This is a genomic window from Segatella intestinalis (assembly GCF_029348455.1).
Classification (GTDB): Bacteria; Bacteroidota; Bacteroidia; order Bacteroidales; family Bacteroidaceae; genus Prevotella.
Genome location: NZ_JARJVV010000006.1, coordinates 82,616 through 99,567 on the forward strand (window position 1 = coordinate 82,616; position 16,952 = coordinate 99,567).

Sequence of the window (16,952 nt, forward strand, 5' to 3'; positions counted from 1 at the left end):
GTATTAGTCAAATAGAGAAGGAGAATCGTCTGTCTTCTTTTCTTGCTTCTTTGACTTGGATGGTTTTACGTCATTTTGGTCGTTAACATACACATCACAGAAACTTCTAACTTCGCTGTCATCAGAATCGCATGTGTATAGTTCATTTGACTTCAAAAACTCGAGAGCTTCATTATAAGCTTTCAATACACTATTTTTTGTAGTGTCATCGCCAATAAAGTATTGAGCTTTTCTTTCATCCAATTCTTTCAGTATGTTAGCACGTTCAATTTCTCCAGCCTCAAAATAGCGAGCCGCTTTTCTGCTAAGAATAGTATCAAAAACGATTATCACCTGCTGAGGCTCACCACATACAGCATTACGTGCCTGATTTGCATAATCATTCATCAGGCGAGTTGCGTTAAGGTAAAGTTCTGCTCTACGCTTTCTTTCTGCCTCTGTTGCATGCTTATAATATACTGTAGCCACATTAAATGAATTCTCGTAGCGGTAGGCTTTAGATATACTAAGAGATGTAATATCAAGAAAGAAATTCATACGCATAATATCTCCTTGACTAAATTCACGTGTTGCAATAGCTTGCTCGTTAGCATTTTCTCCTTCTGTGTTAACTCGTAATCGCATAAGAAGGTCTCGTCCTACTTCGCTTTCTTTCATCGCTACTGCTGGAGTTACTGACAATGGAGCTGTTCGTCTGCCTGAATAATCACCTTTAGAAGGATGCATAAATCCTCCCATGTCTGCTCTTAAATCTGATTCTATCTTATCTGTTATGCCATCACCGTTTGAAACAAATGTGTCTCCTTTTGCCTCGTCAGCATTATTCAAACGGTCTATTGCAGAAAACAACACATGGCGTTGCATCTGACCAGAGATATAAACACGTCCATCAGGGCGACGCTTAATGGAAGAGGCGTTTCCCAATAATTTTTCACCTCCATTAGCTATATGATCCTCGAAAGGAGCCAATAGCGATACTAAAATTCCTTTAATTTCCATAATACTATTTTTATATGTTACTATAATCTTCTGTCATTTCTTCATTTTCATTCTCAATAGATTGATTGTCGTTTGAATATGCTTTGTCTGCTTCCTCTTTTTTCGACTTCAATCTTGAAAACGCAATGATTAAATTCTTTGCCTGTTCCAATGGAAGTTCTCCACTTGCAGCCTTTTCCATAAACAAAGAGGCTTCTGCAGGTGCATCAAATCCAGAAAGTCGACCAGCTCTTGTTATTGTGTAAGCAATAAGAGCATCACCCGATTTGGTTGAGAATACAGAACTTTCCAGTTCTACTAATACCTTAGCCTTGGCTTTTATTAAATCGTCCAATTTTGACGAAGTTCCTACCTCTTTTTTGGCAGAGCGATAAGCTACATAATTAAGCCATTTACCAAGTTCTTTGGCTGAGATTACAATTTCTTTATCTATTTTTTCCATATCACAAAAATATGTATTTAACAATAATTCTATATCATATGGATATTCTGCCCTGAAGGCGAGAAAATCCTTAAACGTAGGGCGATTGAACATCTGTAGGAAACGACTTGCAAACAAATCGAACTTTTGATATTCAAATGCATTATTTGTTGTTCTCCTGCCTTCCTTGTATAACACTACATAATATAGGCTATCAACAATTCTTCTCAATTTGCCTCTTTCTGCCAATCTTATTATGGAATGATTAAATGAGAACACACTGGCATCACCATATTTTATGGCGTAGAAATTACAATCCTTAAGACTTTCAAGAACCTTCTTAGCAACTTCTGAAACATCTATCTCTTTTGTCATCTCTCCAATAGATCCAAGAAGTGCAACACTCCCTAAAGCACAACTATGAGGAGCATTAGGAAAATTACCATTGAATATATTCGGTCTTTTGGGTATATATTTAAGGGCCTTTCCTTTTACACAATTTACTCTACCTACCATCAACGAACTGTCTAACTTTTGAATACGAATCCGTTTAAAGAGTCTGATAAAATCACGTAAATCCGAGATGTCTAAGTCTGGAATAAGGCAAGTGTTGTCTATCGACAATTTCCCTATCCCAGATTTATATTGTAAACAAGGTTTCAAAGCCGTTGTTGATGTTATTAAAGCTAAGCATTGATCGAATACTGTTGCAGAAGGCTTTCCACGACCTATGTTCCCATTATCGGAAAAGGCGTTGAATTCTCCTGATGTAGGCACTTCAGATTGTGATATTTTATATGGTTTAAGCAAATCAATATTTTCTTCAGAACAAGTTTTACAAACGGCATTATACAAATTAGAGGCTTTCATCTCTGATGCTATTGTGTTTGGAGCTAAAAAGATGTATTTTTTCGCATCATTCTTTTCCTTAGTAAACCCATATTGTACTTTAGTTTGTCCACAATAATCATCTATCGGCTTAACACTAAAAGTATTAAGTCCTTTCTCTAATTCCTCTTTAATCTCTTTGAATGTGATTTCTTGCTCTGTCTGCAAACCATATTCTTCCATCAAGAGAGCTAAAGCATACTTTAGATAAACATGTGTTGTCATTTCTCTACATATTTGATTTTAATGTTGACCCATCCTTCACTATTACCCAAATAACATATATTGGATATCTTCGCTTCTGCCAAAAGCAATTCTGCAAAATTCACATCTACCATTAAAGGTATTTCCATCACAGCATCCAAGCAGATATACTCACGAGGTGTTGGCGATGTGTAAAAACATGGGATTTTACCGATATTGTTTTTAAACCATTCGTCTTTCTTTGACTCTGATTCTTTACTTGGTAAATCTTTCCAATTAGTAAATAGATTATATCTTTCTGCTACTAATGATACATCTATATTTCTGCAACCATTCATGTGTTTATTTGAATCAGAACGTCTATACCCCTTGTTCCACAAGTCACTAAAATTAAACATACTTTTGAATTTCTTCAAGGAAATATTTCCTGAAATATCAAAGTAGTCAATCAATAAGGGCAAGTAGGTAGATCCTTGCATAAATTGTTCCTTTTTCAAATCAATCTTTTGCTTCTTGCGGGCCTTAACCATATCTTTGAATATCTTAAGTCGCAATTTGTTATCAAAATGCCATCCTAACATATTCTCAAATAATCCACAAAGCATCTTCTTACTAGGATATTTCATGGTCTTATAAAAAGAGCCAGGCAATTCGCTCACCATAGATAAAGGTGCTAAAGGTCTAATTTCCAAAACTGCTTGTGTTTGCAGCTCTGGCAACTTTTTCAAAATTGATAAGTCTATATTTTTTTCCATTTTAATCCTTCATTTTTATAAATCCAAAACCCTGTGAACATTGTTCTCCTACTCCTCCTTCACAAGCAATCTTCATCAACTCTAAAGGTGCTTTCATGCGAAAGGAACAGAGATATCCACGCACTCTTGATTCGTATGGAGTATTGGCTTTTATCGTTATCAACTTCGACTTGACCTTTTTATCTGTCAATTCGAATAAAAACTCCTTATTTTCTATATCAAATGACTGACCATGAATGCTCTCATATCTCGCCATCAATCCCTTTAATATACCCTCAGCAAACATGGGATTGTCAGGAGACAGATATTGAGTCTTGTTGTCTACATGCAGTTTGACACAAATAGGAGATACGGCTTGGAAAGTCATTTCTTCAGATAATTGCGGCATAGGTATAGCCTCTACTCCAACAACATCAAATGCGAGCCGATGTTCCTTATTGCCAATAGTGAAACTTTGATGAGCAAATATTCCTTGAATAAACTCTAGAGTGCTCTTTTCTGGTATAAAGCTAATGTACCAAACTGCTCTTTCTCCGATGATTTTCAAACAACCAGCTTCAGGCAAAGGCCTTACTTTTTCAAAGATAAAAGGCGAATAACAAAACAGTTTAAACCTCTTGCAGCCATTTACATCATAGCCATTTTCATGAAGCCATGACGAATATTGCGTATCAGCTTGCGCCAATATGCGATAAATGACTGCAGACTGCTCATACTGATAATTAAAGGGCAGCAAGTCACCATATTGTCTGTTTACTTGCAATGTTATTTTGAACTTCATGATTTTAAATTGTTTAGTTCTGCAAAGATAATGAAAAAATTATAGAGAGAAACTTTTCCATAGATTTTTTTTATGATTTATTAAATTCAGACAAGAGAAAGATTTAATGAGTAAGAAAATATACAGTTTTTTCCTCTTACAGGACGCCTTGCTGACTGCAAGTGCCCTCCCATGGCGCTGCCCTGGGAGGACACAGAAAGAGCCTCAATTTTAAGGACTAAAACGGAAAAATGTTACGATTTATAACTTCTCTTTCTATAAATCGCCTTAATAAGGCTGATGAAGGCTGTTTCGTTGGCATCGAAATAGGAAACCCGTTTTGCCCAAACTTTATCCAAACCTTTGGGCACTTTTACCCGAAGCACTGGGCAAGTTTCCTCACAGGTATGAGCAACTTTGCTCATCGTTATGGGCAAAAATGCTCATCGTTATGGGCTGAAAAGCTCATCGTTATGGCTAAAAATGCTCAACGTTAAGTCTATTGACCCGATAAGGTTTCAAGATTCGCATGATTGCTGTGGCATTTGCACGATGATTTGCATCCTGGTTTTCTTCAGAAATTAGTAATCGAGCTCCTCTGTATAACGGTCGAACATCATGTTCTCGTATCCTTGATCTTTACACCACTGCAAGATGTATTGTTGCTGTTCAGGATTGATACGAGTCTGCCCCAGTTTGTAGCGATAATACGAAGTTCGGCTTCCGAAATAGGAAATCATACTGCTTTTGAACACTTTCACATCCTTCTTTCTCAGTTCGTCGAGCATTTTTTCCAGACCGTATGCCATCTTGACAAGATGTATTTGCATGAAGTGTTCGCACTTGCCATTTTTGTATGCGTCAGGAAAAACGGCATAACCATCCGTCTTGTCAGCATTCTTGTAGACGACAGATAAATGACGTGCACATTCATTGGCAAGAGGACATTGTTCATTGAAACAATATTTCCAGGAGAATCCCTCATCGCCTTTTGCGAAAAGTAGTCTTACTAAATCAGCTTGTGTCATATTGTTGTTGATTATAAGTTAAAAGGTTTCGGTTTCAAATGGGTCTTTTTACTTCATTATGGAATCGGCAAGACTTTTTCTTGCTTCTGCAAAGTTAGCAAAAAAATAGGATTACATGCCACCTTTATCTCATTTTTTTGTTTTTTCTTCTTGTTTTTGGTGTTTTTCTCCATTAAAAGCCACAGGGGGGGGAAACGTGGTAACAGTATGGCATTTTGTGGCAACAACACCAAGTGTATTGCCACGCACAGGCCACTGTCATTCAAGCTATTACACTCAATGTGGCAATTGTGGCAATAAGATGGTGCTTAAAACAAATCATCAAGCACCACTTCGTTCTGGGCAATGCCCGAATACATGTTGCGCTGAAGACCATAACTGCTGATAAACGTCAGCTGTATGGACTTCCGAGTTTTCGTTTCTTCCATAAAACGGGCAATTTTGTTTCTCAAAATCTTATCATAATCCTTATTGATGGCAAACTCTCCTTCCGAGAATTTCATTTCGCATAGATTGATGGTGTTGTCGCCACGCTCTATCACCATATCTATCTGAGCGGCCCGCTCATCAGCCTCCCCACTACTCTTGCTCCGCCATGAATATAAATTGGTGGATACACCAGCTATACCCAACCGCTGCTTGACCTGAGAGATATGATTCATCGCCAATATCTCGAATGAAATTCCTGCCCAGGCATAGAAACGTGGTGTGCGCTGCAACTTGCTCCAATACAGAAGATTCCGGAACGAACTTTCTCGCAAGAAACGAAAATAAAACAAGGTGAAGAAATCCACCAACTGATAAAGAGATTTTCGGGTAGAACATCCGAAGTTGACATATTTTCTGATAAATCCGCACGATTCCAGATTGTCAAGAATCGTGGTCAATGTCTTGCCTGATTTCATCTGGGCTGCATTAGCTATTTCTGTGCGAGTCATTCCATATCCACGCTCGTTCAGACACTCTACCACCTTGACATATGCCTCAGAATCCTTGAACAGGGAGCGATAGAGTATCGAAAACTCATTATACAACTGACCGTTGGGATTGAACAGCATACGGTCTATATTCTGCGCTAAACTTAACCGCTCGTCCAAAAGATTAAGATAGTATGGGATGCCTCCCAATATCATGTAAAGCTCTGCCATCTCGTATCTTGACAGCATCATCCCCTTGGTCTTCAGAAACGCTTCCGATTCTCCAAGAGAAAAAGGTTGCAGGAATAGACGATGGGTAAGACGACCATAAAGTCCACCATGATTATTGATGAGTTTGTCCATCATCCAGGAAGTGGCAGAGCCACAGACTATCAGAACGATGTCGTGACGTGCCGAAGCCCATCCATTCCAGAAGTGCTCCAAGGCAGAGATAAAGTCAGAGCCCACAGTATCCATCCAAGGCAGTTCGTCGAGAAAAACCACCTTGCGTTCTACTTGGGACAGTGAATCGAGATAAGAAATCAGCATCTCAAAGGCATCGAGCCAATCATGGGGCACAGATGACACTTTCCTGTCATAACGACGAAGTGTATAAAAGAAGTTTTTCAACTGTTCCTGAGTGTTTCCTCCTGCCAGTCCGGATGCCTGAAAAACCATTTCCTGCTCAAAATATTCACGCACGAGAAACGTTTTCCCCACTCTGCGGCGTCCGCATATAGCCACAAATTCAGACTGCCTTGACTCATATATGCGAGCCAGTGTATCTTGTTCACTCTTTCTGCCTATTATATTGTTCTTCATTTCCTTTTCTCCTGCTTTAATTTCTTATCGCTTACAAAGATAGCAAGAAAAAGCAATTATTGGCTATATCTTACACAGTTTTAAGCCAATAATACATATTTTTAAACATTATTGGCTAAATTCTACATTCCTTTCAGCCAATAATGCATATTTTCCTGAAAGAGCAAAAGCATTAAAAGAATACCTTTCCAAACAAAAATTGAGGGGTGAAGGGTTTTGTCGGATACCCCAGTTCGGGATAAGGTATCAACTTTCACACATCCCATCAGAACAGCTGTGTCTTGATGCCTAACGACAAGCCGAAGACATCCCAGAAACCGGCAGAACCATTGCGATAGAAACGCATGAAATAAATATCGTTGGTGCTCAGCTCGTAGAAGAAGGTGACACTCTTCACAAACTTGCGGCGGTTCTCGGGCACATCCACCGTGAAACGCTCTCCCACAAAGATGTTGGGGCGGATGCGTGTGGAGAAAGGATAATAGCCACTGCCATACTTTGACGGCTGCTTCGTCCAGAAATCTGAGCCTAAGACGGTGTTGAAATACAAGCCACACTCCAAAGGCTCGAAGGCCCAGCCATGACCCATCGTCACCGACCAGGGTATATAATTTTGCTTCAGGGTTATCGTCATCTTGGCACTGTTGGAGTCATATTTCGGTATGTAGCCGAAGAGCAACTGCGTCTCCCACTGTTGATGCTTGCCATAATCCCAGCCCACTCCGAAGGAGAACAGTCCCATGTTGCCACAAGTCTGCAGGACGGTTTGCGTAGGGATGAGTGCTCCCCAATAGCGGCGATAACGGTGAATGCGGTTGTCATAGCGACTATGTTTCACCACCGTGTCGCGAGCAGCCAACGTTGTATCTGCCACGGCGTTCTGTTGCGCCTGAACACATGCAGGCATCAGAAACGAAAGAAGAAATATCCTAAAAATCAATAATCTCATAGCTGTAATCGTCGGGAGTAATGGTAAATATATAATACTTTCGCTCCTTGGCACTCGCTGTCATATAGAAGATAGTACCGTCATCATAGAGGTCCTGTATGCGAATGTGATGGCCATGACCGTCGAGACAGAACATCAGCTGGGGCAGCTTGTGGATGTAATCATTGAAGGGTTCTGCCACGTTATTGTTGAACTGCTCGGAGAAAGGAGGAGCATGCATACAAACGACTGAGCGGTCGAACTCATCTGCCCGATTGGTCCACTCGGCCTTGATAAAGTCGAAATTGGGAACTGGTTGCGAATAATCGTACTCGATGGCATTGGTATTGAGGCACACAAACTTCACTCTGCCTGCAATAAAAGCAAAGTCGGGATTGCCAAAAGTCACCTGGTAAGCCTTTGTCCCTGTACCGAGACAGTCATGATTGCCCAAGAGTGCCACAAAGGGTTTGTTGAGTTTCTTGAGCCGGTCGCGAGTCCAGAGAAATTCCTTTGTGCCACCAAAGTCGGTCATGTCGCCACCATGAATCACAAAGTCGATATCTGGCCTGCGGTTGATGTCGCTCACCTCGTCACTCAGGTCATTGAGCCACTGATGTGAGTCGCTGATAAAGGCGAAACGAAAGGTGGTTTTGTCCTTCGTCGCCTCCTCTATCTTCACTATCTGCTTGGCGTTGACATTCTTCTCTCCCTTGATATTCACATCATAAGGATGCACGTCGAACACCTTGTCACAACTGACGAGCGACAGCCCCAACAAGCCAACCATCGCCCAGAAAAATCTCATCTTTCTTTTTTTCATACGGCTGCAAAGATAATCAAAAAATCTGAATTACGAAATAGTTTTGCATTCGAAAAAAAATCAAAGAGTACATATATTCCTTATTTCGTGACATTTAGAACAGTCGTTCACCAGATTCAGCCCCCTTAAAAAATGATAAGCCCTGAGAGAGAAAAAACGGAACTCTTGGGGGGACGCACAAACAGCTGAAGGTTCGCAAGTTTTTGCCCCACACGCCCTGAAGGGGCAGAAGCTCTTAGCCCAGGGCAGCGCCCTGGGTTATCATGTTCGCAAACTTGTCGCCCTGTAAGGGCAAAAGCCTTATAAATTGTTAGGAGTTTTAAAGCTTTTGCCCTTACAGGGCGCATTGCCGATTGCCATTATACCCAGGGCGTTGCCCTGGGCTAAGAGCTTCTGCCCTTTCAGGGCGTGCTGCTTGTAATCGGCACAATATGTTGACTATGGAAAGATGAAACAGGTGGACGAGAACAATGTACAGATGGGCGAGTTCTCTGCCAAAGACATTGCTGTGGCTGGCTATCCATTGCTCTGGGCTAAGAGTTTTTGGGCCTTCAGCCCGTATTGCGAAACTTGAGCAAACAGTATGTTCGCTGGGCTCCTCAGAAAGCTATCCCTCCCAAATCTCAAAAGAGAACGGAAAAGCAAGGGCATCCGCCTGCATCTGAGAAGCATCCGCATTCCATACTGCCGAGGCGCAGCCCACCTTCAAGAAATGAACACGGGCGGAGAGCGCCTTGCGGAACACACGATAACTCTTGAGACTACGGTCGGCATCGGCTTGCTGGATGAAGAAAACATATCTGTTGAGAGGATGGGCAGCCATGACGGAAGCGATGCGTGTAGCCAACTTCTCGGCTGACTGGGGACCGATTTTCGCAAAGATGTACGAGAAATGGAAGAAGATGACCGTAGGAACACTGGACAAAGCATTCCAATCATCGTCATTCAACTCCTCAAAATGGCTCAGTTTGTGATAAACCACCCGGTCGGCGTAAGCGGCATGAAGCATCCGCTCGCCCATCTGATGCATGCTCTCCGAGATGTCGACTGCCTCGTACTCCAAACATCCTATCTTGTCGCCGAAAACCTGCATGAAAGCCAGGGCATTGGTGGCAGGTCCGCAACCCAGATGCACCGAGATGGTGCGCAGGGAGGTGGAGGAGAGCCTCTCCTCCACCCACTCCCGAACCGAGCCGTACATCAGCTTGGCGCAGGCATAGTGGGCAGGCATCATGTTGTGACAGTAAACGAGCACCTGATCGGCGGGCGTGAAGGTGCGCATCCGGTTTCTGTCCGAGGTGTCCTTGAGGTCGGTCTGAATGATTTTGGATTGCACGAAATGGCTCCTGCCATAGTCGATAAGCGCCTGGTTGGTGGCAAACTCGTTGCCCAGAACATACTGGGGCCAACGGGTCATCGCATCGCCCTTGACGGGCTCTTCGACGACCGTACGAAACGTACGGTCAAAGGTTTCATCAGAAGATAATTCCCCGACCGGGAAACCCGCATTTCTCTGTCCATCACAAGAATCGAGCGAGCCGAGCGAATCGAGCGACCCTGCTTCCCCAACGACAAAGTTTCCGCTCACATAGTCGCTGGGCGAGATGTCGAAATAGCTCTGCCTGTTACGGGCAAACTCCATGAGCTTGAAGAAGATGACATTCTCGCGCAGGAGTCTGGCGTTGCCGATCATGATGAGATGTTTCATGGCACGGGTCATCGCCACGTTGAGCTTGCGGTCGATGATTTCGCCCGACGCACGGTCCACATACTGGTTGCCGGTGAGGAATGCCAACTGATAGTATTTCCTGATGGTGAAGCCGTAGATGATGTTCTCGCACTGGCTTCCCTGATAGCGCTCCACGGTGTCGATCATGATGTCGTGGAGCGGTTCGATGTGGTAGCAGTCTATCTCGTTGCGTATGGTGGAGATCTGATTGCGATAGGGCACGATGATGCCCACCGTGCGGTCTTTGTCGAAGCCCTCTGGATCCATGAGGTAGATGCGATGCACCGTGGCGGCGATCATCCTGGCCTCGATGAGATTCACCTTGTCGGAGGTCTCCTGCTGCCATGGGTCGAGTCCTGTCTGTCGTGGCTCGGGATAGGTGACGAAGGCGATGCGGCGGGTGGTGAGCAATGCCTCCAGCCCGTCGTGGCTCTCAGAGATGAGCGGCGTGGGCTCCTCCTGATAAGGCAGGGGCACGGGGATGAGCTTGTTCTGATAGAAGGCATAGTTGGGGAAGATGGCTATCTCGCGGTGCATACGTCCCTGGCGGGTGAGCATGTAGCTGTACTCGTTGTTGACACCCTCGGAGCGATAAGCCTTGATGAGGCGCTCGAAGAGCGAGAGCCGGCAGTCGGTGAGGTGGATGGCCCGCAGGTTGGGTTCCTGCACCATGGATTCCGACTCCTGTTGCTGCACGACGGCTGGCAACTGTTTCTCGTCGCCTATGAGCACAAACTTGGCGATGGCGTGCTCGCCCGTGCGTGCATTCTTCGCCGAGAGCAGACCTACGATCTGGGGCTCGAGTATCTGGGAGGCCTCGTCGACAATAGCCAGGTCGAAATGCTTGATCGACAGGAGGGCTATCTGACTGTTGAAGGCTGTGGTGGTGCCGCAGAACACACGGCAACGCTCTATCATCTGCCTGATCTCATGGCCGTCGCGACACGCCTCTGACCGCTTGCCGAGCAGGTGGGAGCGGTAAGCCTCATGACAGCCCAGTTCGCTGCCCAAGCGCACGAAATCGATGCCCTCGCCTACCAGTTTGCTGCACATCTCGTCCACAGCCCTGTTGGTGAACGAGAGCAGCAGTACCGACGTGCCTTCCTCCATGAGCTGTTCCTTCAGCACGTTGACCATGCCGAAGGAGGTCTTACCCGTGCCGGGAGGTCCGATGATGAGGAAGAGGTCCCGGGCCTGCTTCACGCGCAGCACCAGGTCGTTGAACTCCGTGTTGCCCTGGCTGGCGTAGTCGCCCTGGAGTGTGAGCGTGGTGTCGACCCTCGGCTTGCGCTGCAACAGGAGCAAGTCCTTGCGTTCCTGACGGGCTTCGAGGAAGAGTTGAAGGCCCTGATAAAGAGCACGGTACGACGATTCCATAAAGTCATGCTCTATCGCCCACACCTCGCCATCGAACACCTCGCGCTGGGTCTGCGGATTGCAGAGCGACACCTCTACCCTCGTCTCATGAATGTCGACGATCGACCCACGGAACACATAGTGGCGCGTGGCGTTGGGCTCGCCCTCAAGGGTGGGATTGTAGGCATAGAAGAAGACGATATCGCCCTTGCGGAAGTTGGACACGTCCTTGTCCTGTCCGTCGGCAAAGGCGAACTCCACCCGCTCGATGGGCATTCCCTTGACCTGTCGGAGGGGCATCATGCGCAGGTCGCAATAGATGTTGCCGGCGTTGCGTCGCTCGTCGAGTGTGGAGTTCCATACCGAGGCGAATCCCGACTCCTCCTTGGTTCGGTTGCCCACCTTGGAGAGCATCTGCTCGTTCTCCACAAAGGTGAGGAAGCGGTAGTAATAGTCTTTCTCCAAGGGTGTGGCCGTGCGCACCCGGTCGAGCAGCGCCTGCAGCTGTGGCCGCTTGTAGCGTTCCCACAACGTTCCGCTCTCGCCCGGACATACGAGCTCGGGGGTGAGCGACTCGAGAATACGGAATCCGCCACGCGTGAGGAGCAGTTCGAGCCAGGCCACCTGGTTGCGCAACCTGAGCGCCTTGAAGAGCAGGTCGGGCGCCGAGGCGATGTCGAGCAGGCTGTTGGCGTACTTCGAGTAGAGCATGTAGGAATGGAAGTCCTTGTAGGCCACGCCGTAGTTATATCTGAAGATGGCACGATAGAGCAGCGCCTGCACATAGTGGTCGGGGCGAATGCGGGGTGTCTCGGGGCTCGACTTATAGGACGCCTTGCCCGATTTCTGCTCCACCATGAGCGTGAGGTCTTTCTGAATGAAGTCCATACGGGCCTGCAGTCCGAGTGTGGGCGAGAAGAAGGAAGGCTCCAGGATGGTGTTCTTGCCGTCGCGCCTGAAGGCTACCGACGAGGCCTCGGCCAAGGCTCCCTGCACGGCACGGCGAATGTGCTGGCGCTGCAGTTCGGCATCGGCACGGAAATGGTCTGAGAGGGGCGTCACGGCGAGGCTCACGGCATTGCGGGCGCAGAAGTCGGCCATGCTCTTCTCGTAGGGGCGGTCTACGTGGTAAACCTCCTCGTCGAGCAACTGTCCGGCAAAGTTACCCAGCATGATGGCCTCGTTGCTGAAGGCGGGCGCCAGCTTCCTGAGCATGTAGGCGTAGGGGGTGGCGGTCTCCTGCTCGGAGAAGCATCCTGCCAGCGAGGTGACGTCTATCAGATAGTCGGGGTTGTAGATGATGATGGCGGGATAGATGATGCCAGCCTCCTCGCGGGGCAGGATGAGGTTGAGCTGTTCGCCCTTGAGCAGGATGTCGGCCAGATAGGCTCGGTCGCCCAGCGCATACGGGTTGTCGGCCTTGCGATAGTAGATGCGGCACGACTCGCCCGTCTCGCTGTCGGTGGCTGTGATGAGGGTGTCGTCCCAGGTGTCGATGATGACCCGCATCTCGCTGCCCTTGCGATAAAGCGGACGGTAATAGGAAGCCACGACATAGGGGAAACGATGGTCGAGACTGGCGGGCACGGGAATGTCGTAAACGAGAGCGATAAACTTGCACAGGGCGGCTGTGTCGTGGGCGACAGACTGGCGCAGCTCTTCATCGGTCAGTACGGCTTCGGTTTCATCCTGAGCCCGTCTGGGCGCATTCTGAAGACGGCGCAAACGGATGCGGAAGGCGTTGACCGAAGCCGAGAGAGAGGCGTCGCGCATCTTGTCGCGGTTCTCGGTGAGCAGATAGTCCACCTTGGCGAAGAAGCCGGCAAACTTGGTCTTCGACTGTTGCAACTTTCCCTCCACGGCCTGATGGAAAACCTCGCTGAGCAGACGGTAGCGCAGACGGATGTCAATGTCGGCGGGTATCTGGTCGACCTGTTCGAAGAGGTCGGTCGCCACACTCTCCACGTGCAGCCCTGCCAGCCCCTCGCCTGCCGTCTGCACATCGTAGGCCTCTATCCTGAGTCGTCGGGGAATGTCGCGCATCTGCTCGGCCGTAAAGATCTGTGCACCTTGACTTCTGCTGCTGAGGGTTGAGCCCTGACTTCTGCTGCTTAGGACAGCTCCCAGGTGGCGGTTGTCGCACACGGAGAGCCACTTCCCTACACTCTCCGAGAGGCCCGAGGCGTCGATCTCCGCATCCCGGCTGAACACGACCACCACTCCCACTTCGAGGCGCTCACAGCCGAGATATTTGCGCAGTCCTGCGGCTGTTCGGCTTCGGTTGAGCCGTGCCTGTGCGAAGGGACTTTTGCCGTAGGCTCCACCTGCTATCGTCCTGCCGTCGCTGGTCCAGGGGCCGTTCTCGCCTGCCACGATGCTGCCGCCCCAGTTCTTGAACTCTATCACCAATGCCGCCTGCGGTGTGAAGAGCAGCGCATCGAGCTCCACGCCCTCGATGTTGTAGTTGCCCACGAGCACGTACTCCCCACCCGTCTGCGCCTCCAACTCGCCCAGGATTCGGCAAAGTGCATCAAACTGCCTGATCTCGGCCGCATGCTCATACTCAGAAATCTTGTATATTCTCACCCCCATGTGTCGTTTTTATTTTGCTCACAAAATTACAAAATATTTTCGATACCACCAAATTTTTGCCTGCGTCAACAGGCGAAAATGGACAGAAGCGCTGACACTGACAGTCCAAAATTCCGCAACTCCCCCCTTGAGGGAAAAGGGTGAAAGAGAAAGTTTATATTTATATATATATAAATATAAAAATATATTATTAACATTTCTTTACTTTTCCGTTCTCATTTCATCAAAGACAGGGTTCGGAAAATCGGACTGTCAGTGTCAGTGTCAGCAGAGGGATGGGTTGAAAGATAATTTTTGACAATGCGCTGACACTGACACTGACAGTCCAAAATTATGTCCCCTACAGGAGAAAACTTAGTTTTGATACACGCGAAACTAAGTTTATGCATGGCAAAACTTGAGTGAGGGTAAACTACTGAGGTACGAAACGTACCCTCAGTAGTTGCTAACCCTCGAAAAGTCATTAGAAATGATATTTCGAACCCACGCTGAGACGCAGTTCCACCTCGGCAGGATTGCACCAGTGGGGAGCCTCCAGGTTCTTGGTAGAAAGCGTGGCGGAAGGTTCAAGATACAGTTCCACACGAGGCGACACGCGCAGGCCAGCCTGCATGGCAGCATGAAGACCCGGAGCATAGTTGGGCGTGCGGTGCTCCTTGGTGCTTACTGCCACCTGGGCACCCAGCAGACCCGTGATCTGCACCAGTTCGTCGTCGGAAGGCTCGCCCGTAACGGCACTCTTCAGGTTCATCATGTAGTCGGCACGAAGGGCTGTGAGCGTCTTGCTGCCCAGGTTGGGCGAAGGCACGAGGGTGTTGCCCAAAGCCACCTGGATGCCGCTCAGAGAGCTGAACCAATGGCCGTAACCGATGTCGGTGGGAAGAGTGAGACGGCGACCGATGCTTCCTCCGTCGCCCATGTTGCCTGTATAGACACCCGTTCCGGCACTCAGGAAGACGTAATTTCTGCGGGATGGAGCCTCGTCGAGGTCCTTGTTGCGGGAGCTGCGCTGCACGTTGTACTCCACACCCAACTGCACCTGGGGCTGCAGACGATGCGAACGATAGCCCTTGTAGCGCGAGGTGAACTCATAGCCCAACTGGGCCTCGCCCAGCAGGTTGACGTGCGACGAGAGGCGCAGGGCAAGCTGTCCGCCGGCATGAAGGTCGGAGTTGAGACGGGTGTACTCGGAGTGGTCGGCACCAAGATTGAAGCCCAGCACGGAGCGCAGGGAGAGCACACGCGAGTTGTCGCAACCATAGCTGACGGCCGTGAGGTCGGTCATCCAGTCGAAACCGCCCGTTGCCGCACCGTAGTAGCGCTCGTTGATGGGGCGTCCGAACATGCCCTGGAAACTGTAGCGGAAGCCTGCCATCGGAGCCGACCAGTGGGTGTAGCTGATGCGTGCCACAGGCATGTAGCGCTTCCACTCGTCGTACTGAAAGAGGCGCACCGCCATACCTCCCGTGAGGGCGAAGCTGTTGCGTCGCATCTTCATGTTGTCCTCTGCCTGATGGGCCTTACGCGACATTTCCTCGTGATAGGTGTAGACGAATCCTGCCATGAGCGAGCTGGTCACATCGAGCTTGTCGACCGTATAGGCATTGGGCGCCCAACGGCTGTTGTAGAGGTCGAAACGTGGCTCGAGCACGAAGTCGATGTCGCGCGAGAGGCGGACATTGGCCTGCAGACCGGCTCCTACGTTCAGACTGTAGCGCGACTCGGTGTACCAGTCGCGCGAGTAGTTGAAGCCGATTCCCGCCAGGGCGTTGACCCAGAAGCGTCGCTCGGGCTTGAGTCCGCCGAAGGCATTGTGCAGGTTGAGCATATAGTCGAGACGGGCACCTATGGCACGCATACGAGTCGCGTCGTTCTGCATGAAGGTGGTGGTGTTGAGGTTCAGACGAAGTGCATTGCAGGGGTCGATCCACTTGCCGAGCGACACAGCCACGCTCATGCCCGTGTTGTCGTGCCAGTCGCTGACGTGGGCGCTGCCCATGAACAGGGGTCCTGCCTGCACGCCGGCAAAGAGTCCGTCGGCAAAGCTGTGGGGCGTGGAGAAATAGGAACGCATGTTGCCCCTGCGCACGTCGGGCATACGGACGCCCAGACCCATGGTGAGACTTGCCATAGGGCGAAGATTGCGCCAGGTCTGCACCTGCGACACGTTGTCCTGCGTCACGCCCACACGTGTCTCTGCATAGACGTAGGTGATGGGCGAGAAAGCATACTGTCCGCGCAGACCCATGTGAGCGCCGAAGCCGTGGTCGTTGTGCTTGTTCTCACGCGAATACGACAGGTCGATGCCGGCAATGCCGTACACCTCGAAGGGATGCTGGCTGTAGTGAGTGCCGGGCTGGGCGATGGCGGTGATGTTGAGCAGATAGTCGAGGCCCACAGAGGCGTATTTCGTCTCCTTGCCGCTGATCTTGTAGGCTCCGCCATAGAAGTTGAGCCTTACTCCGTGTTCGGGCGAGATCCAGTCGCCCAAGCCCATCTCGGCGATGGGACCCAGCTTGACGTTGTGGCGGCCCATGAGATTGCCTCCGAAACCGAAATCCATGAACAGATGGTCCATGAACTTCTTGTCCTTGTACGACTTGGTGACCTGTGGGCGCTGCAACATATAGTCGAGAGCGCTCTTCGAGAGCTGCGCCTTACCGGTGAGGGGTGCGCCCGCCATGATGAGGGCGCTTATGAGGATGAAATCTTTTCTTTTCATGATGATCT

The 16,952-nt window shown here is 48.6% G+C and carries 11 protein-coding genes and 1 pseudogene; 2 read left to right on the top strand and 10 right to left on the bottom strand.

The features are described from left to right. Positions 1-3: 3 nt before the first annotated feature. The 4 genes from cas7p to cas6 are packed head-to-tail and all read right to left on the bottom strand — an operon-like array spanning position 4 to position 4,048. Positions 4-999, bottom strand: coding sequence for a type I-PGING CRISPR-associated protein Cas7/Csp1 (gene cas7p / locus P3T48_RS05445; RefSeq protein ID WP_276505926.1), 996 nt, complete (start codon positions 997-999; stop codon positions 4-6). A gap of 10 nt (positions 1,000-1,009) precedes the next feature. Then, positions 1,010-2,533 carry a type I-PGING CRISPR-associated protein Cas8c/Csp2 gene (gene cas8c / locus P3T48_RS05450; protein ID WP_276505927.1) on the bottom strand — a complete coding sequence of 508 codons (1,524 nt, stop codon included), beginning with the start codon at positions 2,531-2,533 and terminating at the stop codon, positions 1,010-1,012. Continuing rightward, positions 2,530-3,267, bottom strand: a complete 738-nt coding sequence (cas5p, locus tag P3T48_RS05455; protein ID WP_276505928.1) for a type I-PGING CRISPR-associated protein Cas5p — start codon at positions 3,265-3,267, stop codon at positions 2,530-2,532. The genes cas8c and cas5p overlap by 4 nt, the downstream gene beginning before the upstream one ends. A gap of 1 nt (position 3,268) precedes the next feature. Beyond that, positions 3,269-4,048 carry a CRISPR-associated endoribonuclease Cas6 gene (gene cas6, locus P3T48_RS05460; protein WP_276505929.1) on the bottom strand — a complete coding sequence of 260 codons (780 nt, stop codon included), beginning with the start codon at positions 4,046-4,048 and terminating at the stop codon, positions 3,269-3,271. Between the two features lie 230 nt (positions 4,049-4,278). On the opposite strand from cas6, the gene P3T48_RS05465 reads away from it, so the two are divergent. Beyond that, positions 4,279-4,524, top strand: a complete 246-nt coding sequence (locus P3T48_RS05465) for a hypothetical protein (protein ID WP_276505930.1) — start codon at positions 4,279-4,281, stop codon at positions 4,522-4,524. 84 nt (positions 4,525-4,608) lie between these two features. On the opposite strand, the gene P3T48_RS05470 is transcribed toward P3T48_RS05465, so the two are convergent. From P3T48_RS05470 to P3T48_RS05485, 4 genes are all read right to left on the bottom strand, one after another. Next, positions 4,609-5,055 carry a DUF6078 family protein gene (locus P3T48_RS05470; protein WP_276505931.1) on the bottom strand — a complete coding sequence of 149 codons (447 nt, stop codon included), beginning with the start codon at positions 5,053-5,055 and terminating at the stop codon, positions 4,609-4,611. 308 nt (positions 5,056-5,363) lie between these two features. After that, positions 5,364-6,794, bottom strand: coding sequence for an AAA family ATPase (locus P3T48_RS05475; protein WP_276505932.1), 1,431 nt, complete (start codon positions 6,792-6,794; stop codon positions 5,364-5,366). A 265-nt stretch (positions 6,795-7,059) separates the two neighbouring features. Beyond that, positions 7,060-7,743 carry a hypothetical protein gene (locus P3T48_RS05480; protein ID WP_276505933.1) on the bottom strand — a complete coding sequence of 228 codons (684 nt, stop codon included), beginning with the start codon at positions 7,741-7,743 and terminating at the stop codon, positions 7,060-7,062. Continuing rightward, positions 7,724-8,530: a metallophosphoesterase family protein gene (locus P3T48_RS05485; protein ID WP_276505934.1), complete on the bottom strand. Its 807-nt coding sequence runs from the start codon at positions 8,528-8,530 to the stop codon at positions 7,724-7,726. Before P3T48_RS05485 ends, P3T48_RS05480 begins: the two co-directional genes overlap by 20 nt. A 436-nt stretch (positions 8,531-8,966) precedes the next feature. On the opposite strand from P3T48_RS05485, the pseudogene P3T48_RS05490 reads away from it, so the two are divergent. After that, a pseudogene (locus P3T48_RS05490) lies at positions 8,967-9,065 on the top strand (type IX secretion system protein PorQ); the annotation flags it as partial. Positions 9,066-9,152: 87 nt separating this feature from the next. Here the strand turns inward: P3T48_RS05490 and P3T48_RS05495 are convergent. Together P3T48_RS05495 and P3T48_RS05500 are read right to left on the bottom strand one after the other, a co-directional pair. Then, positions 9,153-14,222, bottom strand: coding sequence for an AAA domain-containing protein (locus P3T48_RS05495; RefSeq protein WP_276505935.1), 5,070 nt, complete (start codon positions 14,220-14,222; stop codon positions 9,153-9,155). A gap of 463 nt (positions 14,223-14,685) precedes the next feature. Then, positions 14,686-16,944: a hypothetical protein gene (locus tag P3T48_RS05500; RefSeq protein WP_276505936.1), complete on the bottom strand. Its 2,259-nt coding sequence runs from the start codon at positions 16,942-16,944 to the stop codon at positions 14,686-14,688. Between the last annotated feature and the right edge of the window lie 8 nt (positions 16,945-16,952).

Coding starts and splice junctions, on each gene's coding strand:
- cas7p (WP_276505926.1), bottom strand. CDS start 999: ATGGAAATTAAAGGAATTTTAGTATCGCTATTGGCTCCTTTCGAGGAT.
- cas8c (WP_276505927.1), bottom strand. CDS start 2,533: ATGACAACACATGTTTATCTAAAGTATGCTTTAGCTCTCTTGATGGAA.
- cas5p (WP_276505928.1), bottom strand. CDS start 3,267: ATGGAAAAAAATATAGACTTATCAATTTTGAAAAAGTTGCCAGAGCTG.
- cas6 (WP_276505929.1), bottom strand. CDS start 4,048: ATGAAGTTCAAAATAACATTGCAAGTAAACAGACAATATGGTGACTTG.
- P3T48_RS05465 (WP_276505930.1), top strand. CDS start 4,279: ATGTTACGATTTATAACTTCTCTTTCTATAAATCGCCTTAATAAGGCT.
- P3T48_RS05470 (WP_276505931.1), bottom strand. CDS start 5,055: ATGACACAAGCTGATTTAGTAAGACTACTTTTCGCAAAAGGCGATGAG.
- P3T48_RS05475 (WP_276505932.1), bottom strand. CDS start 6,794: ATGAAGAACAATATAATAGGCAGAAAGAGTGAACAAGATACACTGGCT.
- P3T48_RS05480 (WP_276505933.1), bottom strand. CDS start 7,743: ATGAGATTATTGATTTTTAGGATATTTCTTCTTTCGTTTCTGATGCCT.
- P3T48_RS05485 (WP_276505934.1), bottom strand. CDS start 8,530: ATGAGATTTTTCTGGGCGATGGTTGGCTTGTTGGGGCTGTCGCTCGTC.
- P3T48_RS05495 (WP_276505935.1), bottom strand. CDS start 14,222: ATGGGGGTGAGAATATACAAGATTTCTGAGTATGAGCATGCGGCCGAG.
- P3T48_RS05500 (WP_276505936.1), bottom strand. CDS start 16,944: ATGAAAAGAAAAGATTTCATCCTCATAAGCGCCCTCATCATGGCGGGC.